This window comes from Rodentibacter sp. JRC1 (assembly GCF_020521555.1).
GTDB classification, from domain to species: Bacteria; Pseudomonadota; Gammaproteobacteria; order Enterobacterales; family Pasteurellaceae; genus Rodentibacter; species Rodentibacter abscessus.
This window is the reverse complement of record NZ_BPWA01000001.1, coordinates 2,185,515-2,206,736: the sequence shown is the minus strand read 5'-3', so window position 1 is coordinate 2,206,736 and position 21,222 is coordinate 2,185,515. Positions and strand designations below refer to the sequence as shown.

9 protein-coding genes and 1 pseudogene are annotated in these 21,222 nt (G+C 40.7%); 3 read left to right on the top strand and 7 right to left on the bottom strand.

The features are described 5' to 3' along the window. Positions 1-75: 75 nt before the first annotated feature. Positions 76-1,431, bottom strand: coding sequence for a UDP-N-acetylmuramate:L-alanyl-gamma-D-glutamyl-meso-diaminopimelate ligase (gene mpl, locus HEMROJRC1_RS10040; protein WP_226692778.1), 1,356 nt, complete (start codon positions 1,429-1,431; stop codon positions 76-78). Positions 1,432-1,531: 100 nt separating this feature from the next. Beyond that, positions 1,532-2,722, bottom strand: a complete 1,191-nt coding sequence (gene metC / locus HEMROJRC1_RS10035; protein WP_226692777.1) for a cystathionine beta-lyase — start codon at positions 2,720-2,722, stop codon at positions 1,532-1,534. Between the two features lie 135 nt (positions 2,723-2,857). Between metC and HEMROJRC1_RS10030 the strand changes: the two genes are divergently transcribed. Next, positions 2,858-3,460 carry a peroxiredoxin C gene (locus HEMROJRC1_RS10030; RefSeq protein WP_226692776.1) on the top strand — a complete coding sequence of 201 codons (603 nt, stop codon included), beginning with the start codon at positions 2,858-2,860 and terminating at the stop codon, positions 3,458-3,460. A gap of 101 nt (positions 3,461-3,561) precedes the next feature. Further along, positions 3,562-4,122, top strand: coding sequence for a CDP-diacylglycerol--glycerol-3-phosphate 3-phosphatidyltransferase (gene pgsA / locus HEMROJRC1_RS10025; RefSeq protein ID WP_226692775.1), 561 nt, complete (start codon positions 3,562-3,564; stop codon positions 4,120-4,122). Positions 4,123-4,323: 201 nt separating this feature from the next. On the opposite strand, the pseudogene tnpA reads toward pgsA, so the two are convergent. The 4 genes and pseudogenes from tnpA to HEMROJRC1_RS10005 form a co-directional block, all read right to left on the bottom strand. Further along, positions 4,324-4,518, bottom strand: a pseudogene (tnpA, locus tag HEMROJRC1_RS10020) (IS200/IS605 family transposase); the annotation flags it as partial. 254 nt (positions 4,519-4,772) lie between these two features. Then, the gene (locus HEMROJRC1_RS10015) at positions 4,773-5,042 is read right to left on the bottom strand and encodes a hypothetical protein (RefSeq protein ID WP_255618278.1); all 270 of its coding nucleotides are present in this window, start codon (positions 5,040-5,042) and stop codon (positions 4,773-4,775) included. A 318-nt stretch (positions 5,043-5,360) separates the two neighbouring features. Then, entirely contained in the window at positions 5,361-18,032 is a 12,672-nt protein-coding gene (locus tag HEMROJRC1_RS10010; protein WP_226692773.1) for a YadA-like family protein, read from the bottom strand. Positions 18,033-18,314: 282 nt separating this feature from the next. Next, the gene (locus HEMROJRC1_RS10005; protein ID WP_226692772.1) at positions 18,315-18,524 is read right to left on the bottom strand and encodes a hypothetical protein; all 210 of its coding nucleotides are present in this window, start codon (positions 18,522-18,524) and stop codon (positions 18,315-18,317) included. Positions 18,525-18,959: 435 nt separating this feature from the next. Here HEMROJRC1_RS10005 and HEMROJRC1_RS10000 point away from each other — a divergent pair, with 435 nt between their 5' ends. Further along, on the top strand, positions 18,960-20,342 hold the full coding sequence (locus HEMROJRC1_RS10000) for a DASS family sodium-coupled anion symporter (protein WP_226692771.1): 1,383 nt from the start codon (positions 18,960-18,962) through the stop codon (positions 20,340-20,342). A gap of 76 nt (positions 20,343-20,418) precedes the next feature. On the opposite strand, the gene folE is transcribed toward HEMROJRC1_RS10000, so the two are convergent. Then, complete coding sequence (gene folE / locus HEMROJRC1_RS09995) at positions 20,419-21,075, bottom strand: GTP cyclohydrolase I FolE (protein WP_226692770.1); 657 nt, start codon at positions 21,073-21,075, stop codon at positions 20,419-20,421. Positions 21,076-21,222: the final 147 nt, after the last annotated feature.

Below are 21,222 nucleotides of genomic sequence, written 5' to 3'. Positions count from 1 at the left end.
TTTTCTCCTTATATTTCGTTTAGTAAAAAAGTGCGGTCAGAAAAATCTATTTTCTAACCGCACTTCAAAATGGAATTATTTCAGTTTGTCTAAAATCTTTTGATGAATGCCACCAAAGCTACCGTTTGACATGACGAGAATATGATCCGTCGGATGGGCTTCGGCAACAACCATATCCGCCAGCTTATCAATATTCGAACTCCAGTGAGCCGGTTGTACACATTGTGCGGCAATTTCAGCCACCTCCCAAGGGATATTATCAGGCTGAAGCATAAATACGATATCAGCTCTGCCTAACGCCGGTGCAATTTCATCTTTATGCACACCCATTTTCATAGTATTTGAACGGGGTTCAAGGACAGCAAGAATACGAACACCACCACCGACTTTATCTCTTAATGCTGTTAAAGTCGCTAAAATCGCCTCCGGATGATGGGCGAAGTCATCATACACCGTTACGCCATTTACTTCGCCTCTCACTTCTAAACGGCGTTTGGCATTAATAAAAGAGCCGAGTGCCTTGCAAGCATCTTCAACAGATATGCCGATATGATAAGCCGCCGCAATTGCCATAAGGGCATTGTGCATATTATGCTCTCCCACAAGCTCCCATTTCACTTCCGCCACTTTTTTTCCTAAATGAAATACCGAAAAATGGGAAGCATCGGTTGTCATTCTCTCTGCAAACCATTCTTTATCTTTTCCGATAAATTGTTGCTCAGACCAACAACCCATTTTTAACGTTTCTTTCGCACTTTGTTCATCGGCAAAAGAAAGAATGCGCCCGCTTGCAGGAATCGTCCGGATCATATGATGGAATTGGCGTTGAATCGCTTTCAAATCATCAAAAATATCTGCGTGATCAAAACTAATATTATTGATAATCAACGTTTTAGGGTTGTAATGCACAAATTTAGAACGCTTATCAAAAAATGCGGTATCGTATTCATCCGCCTCAATAACAAAAAAATCACTCTCACCTAAACGGGCGGAAGTACCGAAATTTCCGGCAATACCACCAATTAAAAAACCGGGTTTTAAACCGTTTTGCTCCAAAATCCAAGTAAGCATACCGGTTGTAGTGGTTTTACCATGAGTGCCGGAAACTGCGAGTACCCAACGATTTCTCAATAAATGATCATGTAACCATTGCGGACCGGAGGTATAAGGCAATTGATTTTCTAAAACATATTCCACGCAAGGATTACCACGTTTCATCGCATTGCCGATGATCACCGTATCCGGTGCGGGCCGGAGTTGTTCAACATCATAATCGGGAATAATCTCAATCCCCTGCTCTTGTAAAAATGTACTCATCGGCGGATAAATGTTTGTATCCGAACCTGTCACCTTATAACCCATTTGTTTGGCAATCATTGCCACACCACCCATAAATGTGCCGCAAATGCCTAAAATATGAATATGTTTCATTGTTATCTCTTTGTCTAAAAAATGTAAGTTATGATAAATCAACTCAAAGAATGAGTAAATAAGCGCAGTCCGACAGCTCTTTAAACAAATAGAAAATCAGTTAGATAATTCGTTCAAAACCGCTTTTCAGATCGGCGATTAATTCTTCCGGATCTTCAAAACCAATGTGGACGCGAATCAGTGAGCCGGTTATTTTGCGTTTAATATTCGGTCGGATTTTTGCAATTTCTTCCGGTTGATTACACAAAATTAAAGATTCAAAACCACCCCATGAATATGCCATCGTAAATAGCTTAAAATGATCCATAAATTGTGCGACTTGTTCGTCCGTTAAACGGCAAGTCAATTCAAAGGAAAATAATCCGCTTGCACCGCTAAAATCACGTTGAAAAAATTCATGCCCAGGACAGCTTGGTAACGCCGGATGATAAACGGCTTTCACTCGGGGGTGATTTTTCAACCAGTTAGCCACTTTCAACGCATTTTCATGGTGCTGTTTTAAGCGAACCGCTAAGGTACGAATCCCACGAGCCGTAGTATATGCCGAATCAGCATCCACCATTTGTCCCATTAGATAGGAATGTTCACGTAATTGAGCCCAAGTGCGGTCGTTTGCGACGGCAGTTCCGATCATTACATCTGAATGTCCCACTAAATATTTTGTTCCCGCTTGAATGGAAATATCAATCCCCTGTTCTAATGCTTTGAACAATACGCCTGCTCCCCAAGTATTATCGATCATAATAACAATTTCAGGATTTACTGCGCGAACCGCCTTTACTATGGCAGGAATATCGGGCACTTCCATTGTGATGGAACTCGGTGATTCTAAAAACAACACTTTCGTATTTGGTTGCATCAGATTAGCAATATTTGCTCCATCGAGAGGATCATAATAAGTCGTCTCAATCTGCATTTTTTTCAAAATAATGTTGCAGAAATCTTGTGTCGGTTCATATGCAGCACCGCTCATCAAAATATGATCCCCTGTTTTGACGAAAGATAAAATCGTATTTGTTACTGCAGCAGCACCGCAAGGGTAAAGATAACAACCTGCTCCCCCTTCCACCTCACACATAAGCTCTTGCAGAGCAAAATGCGTCAAAGTACCACGACGGCCATAAAATAACTCGCCCTTATAACGATTTTTTGTGCAAAATTTTTTATCTTCTATCGTATCAAACACAAGCGATGAAGCGCGTTGAATCACCGGATTCACCGAGCCTTGAGAAAAGCGCTTATTGCGTCCGGAATGAACAAGTGTGGTAGATAATGTGTGATTTCTTAACATATATTTCACCTATTACTGAAAAATGTGGATCAATGGAACAGAGAAAAACAGCTGTAAAAGTGCGGTCAAATATTTTAAAATATTCCGGCATTTCATATTATCAAAATTTTATTAACCTTATAGAGGATTATGACTATGGTATTAGTAACTCGTCAAGCTCCGGATTTTACTTCATCTGCCGTTTTAGGCAATGGTGAAATCGTTGATAATTTTAACTTCAAAAAACATATTGAAGGTAAAGCAGCTGTAATTTTCTTCTATCCGTTAGACTTCACTTTCGTATGCCCTTCCGAATTAATCGCCTTTGATCACCGTTATGAAGAATTTAAAAAACGTGGTGTTGAAATCGTCGGCGTGTCTATTGATTCTCAATTCACTCACAACGCATGGCGTAATACCCCAATTGAAAACGGCGGTATCGGTCAGGTTAAATACGCATTAGCTGCCGATGTGAAACACGAAATCGCACAAGCATATGGTATCGAACATCCTGAAGAAGGCGTGGCACTACGTGCATCGTTCTTAATTGATAAAAACGGGATTGTACGTCATCAAGTAGTGAACGATCTTCCGCTAGGTCGTAATATTGACGAAATGCTACGTATGGTTGACGCATTACAATTCCATGAAGAGCATGGCGATGTTTGCCCTGCTCAATGGGAAAAAGGTAAAGAAGGGATGAAAGATAACCCTGAAGGTGTTGCAAAATACCTAAAACAAAATGCAGATAAACTTTAATCTTTAAAAATCTTTACAAGAAGCCACACTATGTGGCTTTTTTTATAAATCAAGATCCTTTAGAATAAACGCACGTTTAGCCAAAGTGCGGTTAATTTTCTATGAGATTTAATGTCCCTACTTTTCTTACTATTTTCCGAGTAATTTTGATTCCTTTTTTTGTCATCGCATTTTACTTACCAATCGAATCCGCCCCCTTTATTGCAACGCTTATTTTCTTTATTGCCGGAGTAACAGATTGGCTTGATGGCTATCTTGCAAGAAAATGGAAACAAACCACACGTTTTGGCGCATTTTTAGATCCTGTTGCAGATAAAGTAATGGTTGTTGCCGCTTTAGTGTTAATTGTGGAATATCAACATACTTTTTGGGTTACTATTCCGGCAATAATTATGATCTCTCGTGAAATTATTATTTCGGCGTTACGCGAATGGATGGCCGAATTAGGCGAACGCAATAAAGTGGCAGTTTCTTGGTTAGGTAAAGTAAAAACGACCTCACAAATGCTCGCACTTGGCGGGTTATTATGGCGGTATAATATTTATATGGAAATTCTCGCCATTGTCTTACTTTATATCGCCGTCATTTTAACGGTTTGGTCAATGATACAATATCTAAATGCAGCAAAAGGAACGGTTCTGGACGAAATAGAAACAAAGTAAAAATGGTCTGTATTTTAAATGCCGAAATTCAAATATAGATTTCTACATTATTATGTAGCAGTTACACAAATATTGTTAAATAACGATTTCATAGGGGCAAATTTTTGCCCACCGATTCAAAAAAGAGTTTCAATGTTGGAAAAAACTACATAATGGTGTTTTTATCAACCATTTTGTCTACTATGCCTATTTTTTGCACTAAAGTAAATGTACGTGATCTACTTGGACGTTCAATTCTACGATTTCTATTTCCAGCTGTTCGCATAAAATTCTTAGCTGAACATAGACTTCTTTTCCTACATTGCCTTTTAAAATCCTAAATCGACATTTCGGTGTCCAGATTAAATGATATTGACAATGCCAAATAACGTGCGATGATTTCTTAAATCGACTCATAGTGATTTTTCCTTATGTTCGTTATGGGGATAACTTCCACAAGGATTTTCTATGAGTCTCTTTATTCAGGTAAAGCCTTTTAAACCGATAACAACCTTCATTGAAGGTGGTTTTTAGTTAGCAATAAAAAGTGCGGTCATTTTTCTTTTTGTATAAAAAAACATCAGAAAAAACGACCGCACTTTTGCCACATCTTCATTCAGCCTATTTAAAATATTGGCTGATACGCACTTCTTGCTTCTCATTGTATTTTTTTATTGGAGTTCGCTTTCAAGTGAGTACTCGGTGAAAAGGTGTTTTCCTCCTACTAAACCTTTCTCTGTCGCCTGCCAAACAATCTTCGTGAAAATGTGTTCAAATACGTCCGTCCCGTTAAAACGGCGAAGGCAGTTTTGATTTAAGGTGCTGGCATCAATCACTTTTTCGGTTAACGACATCCCAAAAACCGGCGGTAAGCCACATTCACCTCGATTTCTTTCCAATTGATGCTCGCTTTTTATGCCGAAGAGATAGCACAATAACATGATTTTAAACAGACAATCGGGCTGACTACGGATGACAATCAAAGGGGCAGGCTCTATGCCTGCCCGAGGTTATTACCGACAATGGAGATAAATCAACGATATTTACCACAACATAAAACAATTTCGTTTACGGTATTATGCAGCAGTTGCATAAAAAGAATTTCTATCCGGAATTTATTTTGGAACGTAGGGGGCGTTAGCCGTAGGCGTAACGCACCTTTTTATCAATAAATTTCATTACGGTGATTTGTGCAACTGCTACATAATACCGAAAAAAAATGCAACCGCTGAGGGTTGCATTTTTCATTTACTTAAAGATTACCACTGATAACCTACACCTACACCACCGGAGTAATGTCCTGCGGAGTTAGCCGTACCGGTTAATTTCAGAATAACCTTACCGTTATCGCTGGCTCTTGAGTAACCCACCGCAATAGCAGATGCACCGCTATATCCGCCGGCTGCCGCCGCAACCATCGATTTACCCGGCATATAAACCTGAGGTAAGGAAGAGGCTGCTGCAGCGTTCGCACCGATACCGCGTACACGTTTATCTAAGTTATCAACGCGATTATTGACATTATAGATATCTCCTCGTACTTGGTCGAGCTGCCCTTTGTTAACCGCATCGGTCGGTTTCACACCCGGTGCAACATTGCTAATCACTTTATTGCCCGCACTGATGCCTTTATCGGTAACGCTTACGGTATCCGTGCCTTTCGGATCGCTACCTTTAATCACTAACCCGTTATTATTGACGGTGGTATTGCCGATAGCTACGCTACCCTCTTTTCCAAGATCAATATCTTTCGCCAATTTCACGGTTAATTTACCTTTACCATCAGAAACGACACCGATATTCGCCGCCGAAGAGAGTTTAGATTCATCAGCCTGTCCACCGACAACATTGACTCGTGAATTGAGTTTCTGTTTAGAGACCGTACCGGAATCGCCCATAAACTCTAAACCGTCATTTAAGGTTGCAACCTGTTCCTTACTGCCATCTTGTTTCGTGTACTCAATTCGGGTTTTGCTTTCACCGTCTTTTCCATCATTACCGTCTAAGCCTTTTTGGCCGTCAATAACGCGAATTGTGGCTGTGGCGTTCTTACCATCTGCGCCTTTCGGTCCGGTTAAGCCGATTGAACCGTCTTTACCGTTAATCACGACAGAGGAGCCGTCTTTACCGTTGACTCCAATCGTACCGTCAACACCGTCTTTGCCCGGCTCGCCTTTTTCGCCGATAATAAAGTTGTTGGCGGTTGACACTTCATAACCGTTATCAATTTGTTTCACAACGATATTTTTGCCTTGATTTAAGGTAAAGGTTTCATTGTTATTGATACGTTTATTCGTGCCGATAACTTCGCCGTTGGTCGCAAGGTTAAAGCCGCTATTGGCGATCGAGGTATAGAGCTGACTACCGTTGATTGCGTCTTTGCTATTCGGACTAATATCACCGTCAGCGACATTGGTGACTTTCTTATTACCGGCATTAATACCTTCATTTGTAATAGACGGGCCGTTTTTAATCGCTAATCCGTCATTATTCAATGTGGTATTACCAACAGTTACATTGCCGTCCGTCAAGCTTGTGCCGCCAATGGTTACGCTACCGTCTTTGGTTAAGTTCAAGTCTTTGTTCAAACTTACATCAAAGTTTTTACCGCCGGATCTATTCGTTCCGTTAGCCACCACTTTAATGTTGCTATCTCCTGCCGTAACCGATTCTTCTTTCGCGATTTGTTTTTTCATTTCGTCAGAAAGATCGATATTGTAAGAAGTTGTAAAGTTTGCTTTATCAACGGTTGTGGTTACATTGACTGCATTAGAGCCGGTAACAACGGATTTCTCTGCGTTCACGGTATAAATGGTATGGCCATCTGCTGCAGTTGTATTTGTTACAACAACGTTTTTACCTTGTTGAACTTCAGTCTTAGCCGCAGCGGTTGATGCATTTAATTGAGATAAATTAACCGCATCCGTTGCATTCGTACCGTTAGCAACATTGGTGATCGCTTTATTGCCCGCATCAATGCCTTTATTGGTAATTGACGGGCCGTCTTTAATGGTTAAGCCGTCGTTGTTAATCGTCACGTTACCCATTGTGAAGTTGCCGTCTTTCAACGTTGTATTACCTAGGGTAATGCTACCGTCTTTGGTCAAGTTCAAGTCTTTATTTAACTTCACTTCCATTGTGCCGTTAGCATGTCCGATAACGCCGATATTGTTCGCCGTTAAGTTCGCTTCTTGCGCTCCGCCGACAATATTTAATTGGCTGTTTAAAGTGCGGTTAATAACTTGATCGTTATCACCTTTGAACTGCAAGCCATCTTTTAAAGTTGCGATTTCTTCTTTATCACCATTTGGTTTGACGTATTCAATACGGGTTTTGCTTTCGCCATCTTTACCGTCATTGCCGTCTAAACCTTTCGTGCCGTTCACGACTTTAATAGTTGCTGACGCGCCATCTTTTCCGTCTGCACCTTTCGCTCCGGTTAAGCCGATGGAGCCGTCCTTGCCGTTGATCACGACAGCCGAACCGTCTTTGCCGTTTACGCCGATAGTACCGTCAACTCCATCTTTGCCATCTTTACCTGCCGCACCAACTGTAATGTTATTACTTGTCGCAACTTCATAACCGTTCGCAATCTGTTTGATCACGATGTTATTACCCGCATTCAAATTGAAGGTTTCATTGTTGGTTAGCCGTTTATCCGCTTCGGTTAAGCCGTCTTGTTCGGAAACCGCACCATTAGAACCGGCAACGATCGCAGATTTAAGGTTAAATCCGACCGCACTTAGCGTATCTTTCGTGATGTTTTGGGTTGCATTTTTCAAATCGCCTGCATTCACCACATTATTTAAAGCATCACCTGTCAAGTTATTCAAGTATTCGTTGAAGGTAACATTCGTCGGCAATGATGTACCTTGTGGTAACACACCGCTATCAACATTGGTAATTAACACCGGGGCTGAGTTATTCGCACCGATGAATTTCACTTTGTTGCTTGGTGTATTGGTTAACGCACCGTTTTCATCAATGTAACTGTTGGTTGTGTTAAAGGTAATATTTGTCGCACCGGTTGTTGCGTTATAAACCGCATTCACCGCGACACCCGTGCCATTGTTAAAGTTCACCGTATTACCGTGAGTCACAAAATCAACGGCATTACCATTTGCTTGCAAGTTCCAACCCGCATTTAACACATCACCAACGGTTGCAGCATTATTGGTAATATTTTCATATTTATTACCTGTTTGATCAGGGTTAGAGGTTGTGGTGTTATCCACTTTATCTAAGTTACCGTTCAAATTCGTAATGGTGGTATTACCTAAATCGATACCGCCGCTACTGATGCTCACGTTGCCAATCGTCACGCTACCTTTATCGGTTAAGTTCAGATCTTTGCTTAATTTAACGGTTAAATTGCCGTCTTTGTTAACCACGCCGATATTGTTATCCGTTAACTTATCGGCTTCAGTTACGCCACCGGTGATATTTAAGGTTTCACCGAGTTTTTTCTTAATGGCTTTACCGTTATCACCTTTGAATACCAAGCCGTCATCTTTGGTTGCGATTTCACGGGTTGTCACTGAACCGTCTTTATTAGTTGTATTGTAAACAATACGTTCAATGCCATCACCGCCTTTACCGTTTTCATCAAGAGTACCGGTACCGTTAGCCACCGTGATATTCGCCGAGGCTGATTTACCATCTGCACCTTTCGGTCCGGTTAAACCGATTGAACCGTCTTTACCGTTAAGTACTACTGATGCCCCGTCTTTACCGTTCACCCCAATCGTGCCGTCAATACCGTTTTGTCCGTCTTTACCAACGGTTACATTAGCAAAGTTCGGCGTATCGGAAGTAGAGATACTGATTGTGCCGTTGGTTTGGGTGATATTGATATTATTACCCGCATCAAGGGTTACCGTATCGCCCATTCTCACGTTGTGTAAGCTTGTGCCGTTTGCATTACCGCTGGTGGTAATGTTCCAACCTTTCGCGACATCATTGGTTACGTTGGTGATGTTCTGATTAGTCGCATATAACTGGCTTCCATTCACCGCATCTTTACTATCCTCAGCTAAAGTACCTTCTGTCACGTTGGTAACTTTCTTATCACCTGCGTTAATGCCGTCTTTGGTGATTGATGGTCCATTCGTGATAGTTAGGCCTGTGCTGTTTAATACAGTGCCACCAAGATTTACACTGCCTTTATCAGTGAGATTCAAGTCTTTGTTTAACTTGATAGTCATCGTGCCATTCGCATCACCAATCACACCAATGTTGTTGTCCGTTAAATCCGCTTCCTTCGCACCGCCAACAATCTCTAATTGGCTGTTTAAAGTGCGGTTGATTTTCGTGTCATTATCACCTTTGAACACTAAACCGTCTTTTAACGTTGCGACTTCTTCTTTGGTGCCATCCGGTTTCACATACTCAATACGGGTTTTGCTTTCGCCATCTTTACCGTCATTGCCGTCTAAACCTTTCGTGCCGTTGACAACCTGTAACGTTGCAGAAGCACCGTCTTTACCATCTTGACCTTTCGGTCCGGTTAAGCCGATTGAACCGTCTTTACCGTTGATAACAACTGATGCGCCGTCTTTACCGTTCACGCCGATTGTACCATCAACACCCGGTTTACCGTCTTTACCTGCCGCACCTACGGTAATGTTGTTGCCGGTTGCAATCTCATAACCGTTGGCGATTTGTTTGATAACGAGGTTGTTACCCGCATCTAACGTAAAGGTTTCATTCGTGGCAATGCGTTTGTCATCATCACTTAAGCCATCTGCACTCACTTGACCGTTGCTATCCGCTACCGCTTTCGTGGTTAAGTTAAAGCCGCTATTTGTGATCGCTGTGTAAAGCTGCCCGCCGTTAATCGCCTCTTTGCTGCCATTAGAAACATTACCATCCGCAACATTCGTGATTTTCTTATCACCCGCATTGATGCCGTCTTTATTAATGCTCGGTCCGCCGTTGATGGTTAAACCGCCATTGCTTAAGTTAACATCACCAATCGTAATGGTGCCTTTATCGGTTAAGTTCAGATCTTTGCTTAATTTAACGGTTAAGTTGCCATCTTTATTAATGATGCCAATATTGTTATCCGTTAATTTGCTTTCTTCCGTTACACCGCCGGTGATATTTAAGGTTTCACCGAGTTTTTTCTTAATGGCTTTACCGTTATCACCTTGGAATACCAAGCCGTCATCTTTGGTTGCGATTTCACGGGTTGTCACTGAACCGTCTTTATTGGTTGTATTGTAAACAATACGTTCAATGCCGTCGCCGCCCTTACTGTTTTCATCAAGAGTACCGGTACCGTTAGCCACCGTGATATTAGCTGATGCACCGTCTTTACCGTCTGCGCCTTTCGGTCCGGTTAATCCGATTGAACCGTCTTTACCGTTAAGTACTACTGATGCCCCGTCTTTACCGTTCACCCCGATTGTGCCGTCAACACCGTCTTTACCGTTTTTACCGATTGTAACGTTATTTGAAGTCGCAATTTCATAACCGTTGGCAATTTGTTTGATAACGAGGTTGTTACCCGCATCTAACGTAAAGGTTTCGTTGTTCGCAATACGTTTGTCGTCATCGCTCAAGTTAGCATCTTCACTCTCCTCCCCGTTGCTACCCGCTACCGCTTTCGTGGTTAAGTTAAAGCCGCTATTTGTGATCGCTGTGTAAAGCTGTCCGCCGTTAATCGCCTCTTTGCTGCCATTAGAAACATTACCATCCGCAACATTCGTGATTTTCTTATCACCCGCATTGATGCCGTCTTTATTAATGCTCGGTCCGCCGTTGATGGTTAAACCGCCATTGCTTAAGTTAACATCACCAATCGTAATGGTGCCTTTATCGGTTAAGTTCAGATCTTTGCTTAATTTAACGGTTAAATTGCCGTCTTTGCTAACAACACCAATATTATTATCCGTTAATTTGTTTTCTTCCGTTACACCACCGGTGATATTTAAGGTTTGACCTAATTTTTTCTTAATCACGTCGCCGTTATCACCTTGGAATACCAAGCCGTCATCTTTGGTTGCGACTTCGCGTGTTGTTACTGAACCGTCTGCATTGGTAGTGTTGTAAACGATACGGGTAATGCCGTCGCCACCTTTACCGTTTTCATCAAGAGTACCGGTACCGTTAGCCACCGTGATATTAGCTGATGCACCGTCTTTACCATCTTGACCTTTCGGTCCGGTTAAACCGATTGAACCGTCTTTACCGTTAAGTACTACTGATGCACCATCTTTACCGTTCACACCGATTGTGCCGTCTTTACCATCTTTTCCTACCGTAATGTTGGTGAAGGTCACGTTTTCTGCAGTAGCAACTTCATAACCGTCTTTGATTTGTTTGATGACGATATTATTGCCTGCGTCTAAGTTAAAGGTTTCGTTGGTGACAACACGTTTATCTGCATCCGCAAGATTCGCATCTACACTGCTTACACCATTTGTGCCGGTAACTTGTTTGCTCGCAAGATTAAATCCGGTATCTGCTATCACAGAATATAACTGTCCGCCGTTTACCGCATCTTTGCTATCTTTACTGATATCACCTGCAGCTACGTTGGTGATTTTCTTATCACCGGCATTAATACCATCGATCTTAATGCTTGGTCCACCGTTGATAGTTAAACCACCGTCATTTAAGGTGCTGTTACCAATCACAACGCTACCGTCTTTGGTGAGATTGAGGTTTTTATTTAACTTCAAGACTAAATCACCGTTAGCATTACCCACTACGCCGATGTTGTTATCCGTTAAATTAGCCGTATCTGCTCCACCCGTGATGTTTAACTGGCTACCTAAAGTGCGGTTGATAACGGTGTCGTTATCGCCTTTAAACTTCAAGCCGTCATCTAGGGTTGCTACTTCACGGGTTACTGTATTACCATCTTTATCTGTGGTGTTGTACACAATACGGGTAATGTTTTGACCTTTGTCTTTCGGATTAACCGTGGTTTGACCTTCCGCTACCGTTAAAGTGGCGTTAACGCCGTTTTTACCGTTGATGCCAATTGTTCCGTCTTTACCGTTTAACACGACACCCGTACCATCTTTGCCATTTGCACCGATAGTGCCGTCTTTACCATTGATAACAACCGATGTACCGTCTTTACCGTCTTTCACCGTAATATTGGAGAAGGTCGGCGTATCTGATGTTGAAATACTGATCGTGCCGTTGGTTTGCGTGATATTGATATTGTTACCCGCATCAAGGGTTACCGTTTCACCCATTTTTACGTTGTGAAGCGTGCTGTTTACTGCATTACCCGAACCTGATTTGCTCGTGGTGAGATTCCAGCCTTTACCCACTTCGTTAGTGATATTGGTGACGTTTTGGTTAGTAGCGTAAAGCTGGCTACCATTCACCGCATCTTTACTATTCGCATCGACCGTACCGTTAGTTACATTGGTGATTTTCTTATCACCTGCATCGATACCGTCTTTATTAATGCTCGGCCCACCGTTAATGCTTAAACCGCCATTGCTTAAGTTGACATCGCCAATCGTAACGCTGCCGTCTTTGGTTAAGTTCAGATCTTTATTCAATTTAACGGTTAAATTGCCATCTTTGCTAACAACACCAATATTATTATCCGTTAATTTGTTTTCTTCCGTTACGCCACCGGTGATATTTAAGGTTTGACCTAATTTTTTCTTAATCACGTCGCCGTTATCACCTTGGAATACCAAGCCGTCATCTTTGGTTGCGACTTCGCGTGTTGTTACCGAACCGTCTTCATTAGTGGTGTTGTAAACAATACGGGTAATACCTTTGCCACCTTTGTCATCCGCATCTAGCGTACCAGAACCGTTAGCTACAGTAATATTCGCTGACACGCCGTCTTTACCGTTGATACCGATTACACCGTCTTTACCGTTTAACACGACACCTGTGCCATCTTTACCATTCACGCCGATCGTGCCGTCTTTACCATCTTTTCCTACCGTAATGTTGGTGAAGGTCACGTTTTCTGCAGTAGCAACTTCATAACCGTCTTTGATTTGTTTGATGACGATATTATTGCCTGCGTCTAAATTAAAGGTTTCATTAGTCAGAATACGTTTACCCGCTTCATCTAACCCAGTAGTTTCACTCACCGTGCCGGTAGTATTTTCTACCGCTTTGCTCGCAAGATTAAAGCCGGTGTTGGCAATCACAGAATATAACTGTCCGCCGTTGATGGCATCTTTACTATCTTTGCTAACATTGCCGTCGGCAACATTGGTAATTTTCTTATTACCCGCATCAATACCACCTTGTGTAATATTCGGTCCACCGTTAATGGTTAAACCCTCATTATTTAAGGTTGTGTTGCCAATGCTAATGCTACCTTTGTCGGTTAAGTTCAAGTCTTTGTTTAACTTCACTTCCATTGTGCCGTTAGCATGGCCTATCACCCCGATATTATTCGCGGTTAGATTTGCTTCCTTCGCACCACCAACAATATCTAATCGGCTGTTTAAAGTGCGGTTAATTTTCGTGTCATTATCACCTTTGAACACTAAACCGTCTTTTAAGGTTGCAATTTCCTCTTTATTGCCGTCCGGTTTAACGTATTCAATACGTGTTTTGCTTTCGCCATTTACACCGTCATTGCCATCTAACCCTTTCGTACCGTTCACAACTTGGATTGTCGCTGATGTACCATTTGAGCCATCCGCACCTTTAGGTCCGGTTAAGCCGATGGAGCCGTCTTTACCGTTGATGACGACTGACGCGCCGTCTTTACCGTCTTTGCCATCTTTCACTGTGATATTGGCAAAAGTCGGGGTGTCAGAGGTTGAGATACTGATCGTGCCGTTGGTTTGCGTGATATTGATATTGTTACCCGCATCAAGGGTTACCGTTTCACCCATTTTTACGTTGTGAAGCGTGCTGTTTACTGCATTACCCGAACCTGATTTGCTCGTGGTGAGATTCCAGCCTTTACCTACTTCGTTAGTGATATTGGTGACGTTTTGGTTAGTAGCGTAAAGCTGGCTACCATTCACCGCATCTTTACTATTCGCATCGACCGTACCGTTAGTTACATTGGTGATTTTCTTATCACCGGCATCGATACCATCTTTCGTCACTTTTGGACCGTTGGTAATCGTTAAGCCTGTGCTGTTCAACACGGTATCACCAAGATTCACACTGCCATTTTCAGTGAGGTTCAAGTCTTTGTTTAACTTGATGGTCATTGTGCCATTCGCATTACCAATTACACCGATGTTGTTGTCCGTTAGCTTATTTTCCGTTGTTATTCCCCCAAAAATATTTAAGGTTTCGCCAAGTTTTTTCGTAATCTCTCCGCCTGCGTCGCCTTTGAATTTAAGGCCATCATCCAGTGTCGCAACTTCACGGGTTGTTACAGTACCATCTGTATTGGTTGTATTGTAAACAATACGTGTAATATTTTGACCTTTATCAGATGAGTTTACCGTCGTTTTACCATCTGAAACAGTGATATTCGCTGATTTTCCACCTTTTCCATTTATGGCGATATTGCCGTCTTTACCATTTTTACCTACGGTAACGTTGCTAAAGGTCGGAGTATCTGAAGTCGCAATACTGATATTGCCATTGCTTTGGGTAATATTAATATTATTACCAGCATCAATAGTGACCGTATCGCCCATTTTGATTTTATGGTCTGTACTGCCGGAAACATTACCACCTGTGCTTGCTGTGGTGTTGATATTCCAACCTTTATTTACGGTGGCATTAATATTATTTACCGAGTTATTTAAGTTGGTAATATTATTGTTGGTAGCATTTAATTGTGAGAAATTCACCGCATCACTTGAATTCGTACCATTTGAAACATTAGTGATTTTCTTACCGCCTGCATCAATACCGTTTTTAGTTACTGACGGACCACCAGTAATAGTTAAACCATCTTTATTAACGGTCGTATTATCTATTTTTACGGATCCATCGTTAGTTAAATTTAACGTATTGTTTAAGTTAATTGCGATCTTGCCGTCTTTAACGGTTGTATTAATATTGCTATTACCTCCGACTAAAGAAGCATTTTCACCTAACTTCTTATTAACCACATTATTATCTTGGGCTTGTAATCCGAAACCTTTGGCAATGGTATTTGTAATGTTAGTAATGTTATTGGTATTGTTAGTGATATTATTTGTATTGTTGCTAATATTATCTTTAACTTTATCAGCTAACTTAAACGTCACTTCACCATCTTTTGCCTCGGTAACAATTTCATCTTGTGTACCTGCAAATTTAATTGGCTTACCTAATTCACTCGTGCCGTTTCCGGTATCACCTGTATAGCTAATATTTGCGTTTACTTTCGCCACTTTTAAGTCATAAACTTTAGCGCCATTATCAGTTGAATTGGTAATAGTTACAGAACCGTCTGATGATTTAACTTGAGTTCGTCCGTCATCAACATATTTCTTATTTGTCGCATCATTGTCTGATTTCGGTGTAGCAACATTAGAGACAATATTGTTCCCCATATCAATTTTACCACCACTTTTTACAGTAAAATTCTGCGTGGTTACGGTTTCAAATGTCGGCTTGTCGCTGGTTGCAATCGTAATATTCGCACCATCTTGCGTTAGGTTAATATTCTTACCTGCGTTAAATGTAACTAATTCGCCCATATTTACTTTCTTTATGGAACTATTAGTTACACTGCCGCCATTTGCTTTCGTGGTAAGATTCCAACCTTTTTTCACTTCTGTAATTGCTGTATTCGCTGTGTTATTTGCCGTTGTTATATTATTTTTTGCAGAGTCAGAAAGATCTACCGTATAGGATAAAACTCTACTCGTAGCATTTTCTTGTGAAGTAACATTTACCTCTTTAGAGCCGGCTGTTAATGTTGTATTCCAAGCATTTACCGTATAAGTCGTTGAACCGTTTGCATCTGTTGATGAAGTTACATTGGTATTTGTACCTGCGATGACGATTTCTTTTACTGCTGCAATTGCATCATTAATCGTATCCTTTCCCGTTCCACCTACATTAGTATAAGTAATCGTACCGTTGGTATTAACTTTTGCATTACCACCAAAGTTATCTTTAATCGAATGAGCCAAATTACCAATAACCTGATTCGTCACATATAATTGAGAACCATTAATAGCATCCGTTGATTTTGCAGAAATATTACCTGCGGCAACATTTTTTATCTGTCTTTTAATCGTGCTTGAACCGACCGATACCTGATAACCATCATCATTTACCTGACCTTCAAAGCCTGAATACGTAATATTGTTAACCGTAGCCGAGTTTTCAGACGTAGCGTTAGAATTCGTTGCCGAATTTGCACCAAGAGCAACCGAATATTGTTTAGTCGCATTAGCATTAGCACCAAGTGCAGCTGAATAACTTTCATTTGCATTAGAACTGGAGCCTATAGCCGTTGAATTTGTTGCTGAAGCAAGCGCTTCTGTACCTATGGCACTAGAATCTTCACCTTTTGCTATCGCCTTATAGCCCACCGCAAGCGCATTTTTCTGACTGGATAGTGCTGAACGACCAATTGCGGTACCATTAGCCATGGTAACATTAGCTTCCGTACCTATAGCCGTAGCATTTTCACCTATCACACTTGAATTCATACCTATGGTAACAGCATTCTTAGCTGTAGAATTGGCGTTTTCACCGATTGACATACTACCGAATTTATCCGCCTTACTATTAGTACCTATTGCAACCGTACTAGCTGAGAGGGCTTTTGAATCACTACCAATCGCTACTGCTTTTTCCCCAGTAGTATTTGCTGATGTACCTAATGCAATTGATTTTTCACCGTTAGTTTTCGCCGTTACACCAAAGGCAATTGAACTATTACCTGTAGAAGCAGCGTTAAAACCAAATGCTACAGATGAATTTGAGTTTGCCGTCGCATTTGTACCTAATGCAAAAGCGTTATCTTCCTTTGCTGCCGCACTTGTCCCTAATACAAAAGAATCTTTACCTAATGCACGGCTATTAGTACCAAAAGAAAATGCTCTGTCCGCACTTTTACTCTTATTCGCAGAAAGCACATTAGCGCTTAAATAACTATCATAAGTAGTATCGTAAACACCGGTAGTTGAATTTGAACCTAATGCAAATGAATCATTACCATTGGTTTTCGCTGAAGTACCAATAGCAAATGAACGATCTCCATTTGATTGAGTATTATTCATCCCGTCATATTTAGTTCGTTTTACTTCACTATTCTTATCATTTGTATCTAATGTCACATGATCCGCCGCACCAATCGCAAACGATTGTTTACCTTTTGCCGTTGCAGAAGAACCTATTGCCACACTTGAACGACCATCAGACCATGCCGTTGAACCTATTGCTGTTGAATAGTCACCAATTGCAGCAGATTGACGCATTACCGCAAAAGAGTTAAAACCTGCTGATCTTGAAGCAGTACCTAAAGCAACAGATCCTATATTCTCAGCTCGAGAATATGCACCGATCGCAATTGCTAAACCTCCGGTTGCTTTTGAATAAGCACCGATAGCAATACCGTTTGAATAATTATTCCATAATGACGTTGCACTAGTATTTAAACCGATGGCAATACCTGTAGAGGATAAAGTAGTATAATTATCTCCTGTTCCTTTAGGGGTATTCGTAGATGCATTTTCATAAGATTTACTACCCGGATTATAATAATTATATGGGTAAGTTTCCCCATCTTTAGTTGAAGAAGCGACAGTTTGGTTACTAACAGTTCCATTATTATTAATTTTACCAATTGAAATAACGGCTTTTGCTTCCATCGGAGCAAACAAACCGACAGTAACCGTACCAACAGCAGCAATTTGAAGGGCGGCAGTGACTGCAGCAATAGTGATTGCCACTGTTCTATTAGAAGTGTCTTTAACATCCGAAACCGTAGAGGCCGACTTACCTTTACTGCGAGCAAGCTCAGACACGACAACGAGAGAATTCGTCACCGCACTCCAAACTACTTTATAAATATTATTCATAATATGAATTACTCCTAAATTTAATAAGTTATTTAAAATAAGTAATAACAATCCTTTGTTTTACTATCTATCCTTATTTAACTTTAATAAATAAACCTCAGTTTTATTTCTTAATACAATGCTTATTCTCTTGTTATTTGTATTAATTACCAAACTTCAAGAAATTTCACATTAAAGAAAAAACAGGATAAATTTCAATAACTTGAGCTTAATAAAAAACCCAAGGCTAAGCATTTTTAATAAATAAAAATGCTTAGCCTTGGGTTTTTTATTAAAAGTAAATTAAGAGAAAGACACACTAAAATCAGTGTGCTGTGCTGTGCTGTGCTGTGCTGTGCTGTGCTGTGCTGTGCTGTGCTGTGCTGTGCTGTGCTGTGCTGTGCTGTGCTGTGCTGTGCTGTGCTGTGCTGTGCTGTGCTGTGCTGTGCTGTGCTGTGCTGTGCTGTGCTGTGCTGTGCTGTGCTGTGCTGTGCTCATCAGTATATGTTCCATACTTTAAGAAGAAAAGGAAAAGTTTTACTACACCTTAAAAATTAAAATCCTAATCTACATTTCAGTTTCTAGAATTTTCTGCTACCGTTATAAAAATCTGTGCATTATATATATGTTTCTGTAAAAAAGATATATTTTTTTAATTTAAATGTAAAAAAAATTAAAGCATACTATATAAAGTAAGAATAAAAACATACAAAACAATAAGTTATAAAAACACATTGTTCTAGGTCGAAATAAGAAGAAAGATACAATATTTGACATTACAAAAAACCAGTATTGTGTAGCAAAAGCGCAAGACTGAAATAATAGATGCCATAGGGGCGCTATGCTGTTGTCCGAATTTTATATTAAATTGATATTATTATAGGATGCTAGTAGCATGGCATCCTACACTCATTCAAAAGTCTGATAAACGATAAGGGAGTATTTTCTATGCAACATCAAACAACATTTCTTAAATACAAAAGTTTTACCATTCTCGCCTTAGATTTCATTTTTATGCTTGTGCTAATCAGAGTGTTACCTTTTTCACCTCAAGAAAATCGTGGCTTAGCACTCTTGATTTTTATCGGTATTTTATGGCTAACGGAAGCTTTCAACATTACGGTAACATCACTCATGGTACCGGTACTCGCAATTGGCTTAGGGCTAATTAACACACAAAAAGCCCTTGCCCCTTTCTCTACACCGATTATTTATATGTTCTTCGGTGGGTTTGTGGTAGCAGCGGTATTACAAATTCAAAATCTTGACAAAATCATCGCCAACTACATCATTCGCCTTGCCAAAGGAAATTTGAAATTATCCGTGGCTTATTTGTTCGGTGTCACTACTTTCCTTTCGATGTGGATCAACAACACCGCCGTTGCAGCAATGATGTTACCCCTTACGATGGGAATGCTAAAAGGCATCAACACCACTAAAAACCACCGTCTCTATGCTTTCGTTTTGCTTGGTATGGCGTTCAGCGCAAGTATCGGCGGTATAGGAACGTTGGTCGGAAGCGCACCAAATGCCATTCTTGCCTCACAAATTTCGGTTACTTTCACCGAATGGTTAGGCTATGGCTTCCCTGTTATGCTATTACTACTCCCCTCTATGATTTTGGCATTATGGGTGGTACTACGTCCCGACTTTAATGTTGAATTTAACCCGACTATCGAAAACGTAAGTTTTAACCGAAAAAACGTCATCACTTTAACGATTTTTATCGCAATGGCGATACTGTTGCTTTTTAGTTCTTTAATTAATCCTTGGTTGACGGCATTTCTTGAATTACCGAAAAAAATTGAAAACTTTGATACCGTCATCGCACTTTGTGTCGTGATCGTCATCTGTATTTCCGGTGTGGCAAGTTGGAAAGAAATTCAAGATCGTGTGGAATGGGGTGTATTAGTGCTATTCGGTGGCGGTTTAACACTCAGCATTGTGATGAAAGATTCCGGCGCAAGCAAAATTATGGCTGATAGCATTGTGTCTTTTGTTCAAACCAAACCGCTTTGGGTGCTTTGCTTTGTGCTAACGGCGTTTATTATTTTCCTCACTGAATTTACGTCAAACACCGCCAGCGCAGCATTAATTATGCCGATTATCATCTCTGTTGCACAATCAATGAATTTGCCGCCTATTGCGCTCGCCGCGATTATCGCTTGCGGTGCAAGTTGTGCCTTTATGCTGCCGATTGCCACCCCACCGAATGCCATCGTATTTGCAACCGGTAGAGTGAAACAAATTCATATGGCAAAAGTGGGATTCATTCTAAATTTATTCTGCATCGCTATTATCGGTGGTTTATCTTATTTCCTTTGGCTCTAAACTTTATAAAAAACGACCGCACTTTTATTCATCTTTCTGGATAGCTTAAAGTGCGGTTGTTTTTCATTGTGTTTTTTTATTTTTGAACCGTTGCTAAAAACTCTTTACGTGTATCACGATCTTCTAAGAAAACCCCGCCATAAGCAGAAGTAACGGTATAGCTGTGCGTATCCTTAATCCCTCGTGCTTTCACACAAAAATGCGTGGCTTTCACATATACTGCCACATCATCGGTTTCTAAAATGGTTTGAAATGCGGTAAGAAGCTGCTCCGTTAAGCGTTCTTGCACCTGTGGACGTTGTGCGAAAAAAGAAACGATTCGGTTAATTTTCGATAACCCGATAACCCAGTCTTTCGGATAATATGCCACGCAAACTTTGCCATCAATAGTCACAAAATGATGTTCACAGGTGCTGGTGAGCGTAATATCGTTGACTTGCACCATTTCGCTTACTTTCATTTGGTTTTTGATTTTCGTCATTTTCGGGAAATTGGCATAATCCATTCCGCTAAAAATTTCATCAATAAACATTTTCGCCAAGCGATTGGGTGTTTCTTCTAAACTGTCATCACACAAATCTAACCCGATTAATGCCATCACTTCACGCATATGTTTAGCAATTCCGACACGACGTCCGTCTTTATCTTGTGTAAGATCAATCATTGGGGTTTCAATGCCTTTTTCGATCAAGGCAGTACGCACACTCAGTGCATCAGGTGAAATTTCTTTCATAACAGTCTTTCCTAAAAAATGATGCGGTATTCTAGCAAAGGATAATCGGATCGTAAAATGAGAAAAATTACTTAAGGAAATGAAATCTTTAGTTTTTTGGCCTTTCGGACTACAATAACCGACAATTTTTATCAAATAAGGATTTTT